4 protein-coding genes are annotated in these 3687 nt (G+C 79.1%); 3 read left to right on the forward strand and 1 reads right to left on the reverse strand.

The genetic code is table 11. From position 1 onward, the window contains the following. Together HLB09_RS18860 and HLB09_RS18865 are read left to right on the forward strand one after the other, a co-directional pair. On the forward strand, nucleotides 1-471 hold a 471-nt coding region (locus tag HLB09_RS18860; RefSeq protein WP_171204041.1), incomplete at its 5' end, for an FtsB family cell division protein. Continuing rightward, complete coding sequence (locus HLB09_RS18865) at nucleotides 468-992, forward strand: DUF501 domain-containing protein (protein WP_171204042.1); 525 nt, start codon at nucleotides 468-470, stop codon at nucleotides 990-992. The genes HLB09_RS18860 and HLB09_RS18865, both read left to right, overlap by 4 nt. A 12-nt stretch (nucleotides 993-1004) precedes the next feature. Here the strand turns inward: HLB09_RS18865 and HLB09_RS14495 are convergent, their stop codons facing one another. Then, complete coding sequence (locus tag HLB09_RS14495; RefSeq protein ID WP_171204043.1) at nucleotides 1005-2507, reverse strand: phytoene desaturase family protein; 1503 nt, start codon at nucleotides 2505-2507, stop codon at nucleotides 1005-1007. Nucleotides 2508-2636: 129 nt separating this feature from the next. Here HLB09_RS14495 and HLB09_RS14500 point away from each other — a divergent pair, with 129 nt between their 5' ends. Then, nucleotides 2637-3623, forward strand: coding sequence for a Ppx/GppA phosphatase family protein (locus HLB09_RS14500; protein WP_171204044.1), 987 nt, complete (start codon nucleotides 2637-2639; stop codon nucleotides 3621-3623). Nucleotides 3624-3687 lie beyond the last annotated feature (64 nt).

A 3687-nucleotide genomic window follows, 5' to 3' on the forward strand; every position in this document is an offset into this window, starting at 1 on the left:
CGCGCGGCGGGCGCGGCGCCGGCTCCGCAGGCGCGACGTCGACCGCGGGCGGCCGACTCGCTGCCGGCGCCCCGGGGCCTCACGCGCCGGGCGGCGGCGCTGGCGGTGCTGCTGCTCGTCGTCGTCGCCGCGCTGGCGCCCTACCTGCACGCGACGATCAGCCAGCGGGCCGAGATCGCCGACGCGCGCGCCGAGCTCGCGGCCACGGAGGCCGACGTCGCCGACCTCGAGCAGCAGGTGGAGCGCTGGCAGGACCCGGCGTACGTCGAGCGCCAGGCCCGCCAGCGCCTCGCGCTCGTCATGCCGGGGGACGTGCCCTACCGGGTCGTCGGCGTCGCCCCCAGCCGGCAGGCCGAGCGCGACCCCCGCGAGGCCGCCGCCGACGGCGTCCGCGCCTCCGCGGACCGGCCGTGGTTCGGGGTCCTGTGGGACTCCGTGGGCGAGGCCGGCCGCGAGGCGGCCGGTCGGTGAGCGACGAGATCGACGCCGGGGGCGGGCTCGCGCCCGAGGACGAGGCCGTGGTGGCCGCCCAGCTCGGCCGGGCGCCGCGCGGCGCCGTCGGCGTGGCCCACCGGTGCTCGTGCGGGCTCGCCGACGTCGTGCGGACGGCGCCGCGGCTGCCCGACGGCACCCCGTTCCCGACCACGTACTACCTGACGTGCCCGCGGGCGGCGTCGGCCATCGGCACGCTCGAGGCCGACGGCGTCATGCGCGACATGACCGAGCGCCTCGGCGAGGACGCGGAGCTCGCCGCGGGGCACGCCCGCGCCCACGAGGACTACCTGCGCCGCCGCGCCGAGCTCGGCGACGTCCCCGAGATCGACGGCGTCTCGGCGGGCGGCATGCCGACCCGCGTGAAGTGCCTCCACGTCCTCGTGGCGCACGCCCTGGCCGCCGGCCCCGGCGTGACGCCGCTCGGCGACGAGGCGCTCGCGATGCTGCCCGACTGGGGCGCCCGCGGGTGCTGCGTCGAGGCGCCGCCGGCCTCCTGAGGCCGATCCTCGTCAGGCGGCGTCGCGGACGACGTCGAGCGGGTCGACCCGTCGTCCGAAGCGCTGGCGCAGCACGCGGCCGGCGGCGTGGACGCCGCCCATCCCGTGCACGGCCGGACCCGGAGGCACGGACGCCGACGCCAGGTACACGCCGGCGAGCGGCGTCCGGTAGGGGTCCCACCGCGGCACGGGCCGCATGAGCAGCTGCCACGGCGTCACGGCGCCGGTCGCGATGTCGCCGCCCACGTTGTTCGGCTCGCGCTCCTGCTGGCCGGAGGCGGGCAGCACGTCGGTGGCGAGCACGAGGTCGCGGAACCCGGGCGCGAAGCGCTCGAGCTGGGCGCTCACCTGGTCGCTGACGTCCCGCGGCGAGCCGTTGGGGACGTGCGCGTACGTCCACAGCGTCCGGCGCTCGTCCGGGGTGCGGGTGTCGTCGACGACGTCGGGCTGGGAGACGAGGACGACGGGGCGCTCGGCGTGGCGGCCCGCGACGACGGCGCGCTCGGCCGCCTGCATCTCCGGGCGCGTGCCGCCGAGGTGCACCGTGCCGGCGCGGTCGAGGTGCTCGGCCTCCCACGGCACGGGGCCGGACAGGGCGTAGTCGACCTTGCAGACGCCGCCGCCGTAGTGCCAGCGCTCGAGCCAGCCCCGGTAGCGCGGGGGCAGCTGGTCGCCCGCGATGTCGAGCAGCCCCTGCGGCGCGACGTCGAGGAGCACGGCCCGGGCGCGGGGCAGCTGGCTGAGCGACGTCACGCGCTCCCCGGTGCGGATGACGCCGCCGCGGGCGCGGACGTCGTCGGCGAGCGCGTCCATCATCGACTGGGAGCCGCCCCGGGGGATGGGCCAGCCGGTGGCGTGCGCGAGGCTCGCGAGCCACAGGCCGCCCGCGGCCGGGGCGAGGCGGCGCGGCGGGGCGATGGCGTGGCTGCAGACGCCCGTGAGCAGGGCCGGGGCGACGTCCTCGCGGAAGCGCAGGTCCCACGCGGGCGTGCCCTGCTCGAGGACGGCGGCCGCGAAGGACGCCGCCTGCAGCGGGTGGCGGGGCAGCGAGCGGAAGTCGCTGAGCGCGACGTCGGCCGTGCCCCGCCAGCTCTCGGACAGCCGGCCGACGAGCGAGCGCCAGGCGGGGCCGTCGACGCCGAGCCCCTCGGCGGTCCGCTCGAGGTCGCGGAAGGCGATGCCCGCGCGCCCGCCGTCGAGCGGCTGGCCGTACGGCACGTCCGGCTGCAGCATCTCGACGCCGTGGGCGGCGAGGTCGAAGGCCTCGAAGAACGGCGAGGCGACGGCCATGGGGTGCACGGCCGAGCACACGTCGTGCCGGAACCCGGGCAGCGTCAGCTCCTGGGTGCGCGCCCCGCCCCCGATCTGGTCGGCGGCCTCGACGACCTCGACGGACAGCCCCGCCCGCGCGCAGACGACGGCGGCGGCGAGCCCGTTGGGGCCCGCCCCGACGACGACGACGTCGACGTCGTCGCCTCGTCGGCGCGGCGGAGAGGTGCTGGTGGGGGAGGTCACCCGGCCGAGCGTGCCACCCGGACGGGTGACCCGCCCGGCCGCCCGACCTCTCCGGTGGCGGAGGCGTCACCCTCCGCGCGCCGGGCGACGGCGCGCGGGCGGGCGCCGGGGGCTGCCAGGGTGGGCGGCATGACGCGCGTGGCGGCCATCGACTGCGGCACCAACTCCATCCGGCTCCTCGTCGCCGACCTCCCGGCCCCGGGGGAGGCGACGGTCGCGGGGCAGCCGCTCGTCGACGTCCACCGCGAGATGCGGGTCGTCCGCCTGGGGGAGGGCGTCGACGCGACCGGGCGGCTGTCTGACGCCGCGCTCGAGCGCACGCTCGCGGCGACCCGGGACTACGCCGCGCTCGTGCGCGGGCTGGGCGCCGAGCGCACCCGCTTCGTCGCGACGTCGGCGAGCCGGGACGCGTCGAACGCGCAGGTCTTCGTCGACGGCGTCCGCGAGGCCCTCGGCGTCGAGCCGGAGGTCGTCGCGGGGGCGGAGGAGGCCGCGCTGTCCTTCCGCGGGGCGGCGACGGGCGTGCCTCCGCGCGGGCCGGACGGCGTCTCGCTGGCCTCGCCGTACTGCGTCGTCGACCTGGGCGGCGGCTCGACGGAGGTCGTCCTCGGCGACCCCGGCGCGACCGCGGCGGGCGCGGCGCCGGCGGCCCTGTCGGTCGACGTCGGCTGCGTCCGGATGACCGAGCGCCACCTGCACGACGACCCGCCGACCGCCGAGCAGGTGGCGGCGGCGCGCGCCGACGTCGACGCAGCCCTCGACCGCGTCGCCGCGGCGGTGCCGCTGGAGGCGGCGGGGGCGCTCGTCGGCGTCGCCGGCACCGTGACGACCGTCACCGCCCACGCCCTGCGCCTGCCGCGCTACGACCCCGAGCGCCTCCACGGCGCCGTGCTGCCGGTGCCCGACGTCCTCGCCGCCTGCGAGGAGCTGCTCGCCATGAGCCGTGAGCAGCGCGCCGCGCTGCCCTACATGCACCCCGGCCGCGTCGACGTCATCGGCGCCGGGGCGCTCGTGTGGGCGCGGGTCGTCGAGCGGGTCGCCGACGTCGCGGACGTGCGCTCCGTCGTCACGAGCGAGCACGACATCCTCGACGGCATCGCCCTGTCCCTCGCGTGACGCCCCGCCCGGCCGCGGGCACGGCGCCCGACGGCGCACCGCGCCGGCCGCCCGCGGCCACCAC

Source organism: Pseudokineococcus marinus, from assembly GCF_013004605.1.
In the GTDB taxonomy this organism is placed as follows: Bacteria; Actinomycetota; Actinomycetes; order Actinomycetales; family Quadrisphaeraceae; genus Pseudokineococcus; species Pseudokineococcus marinus.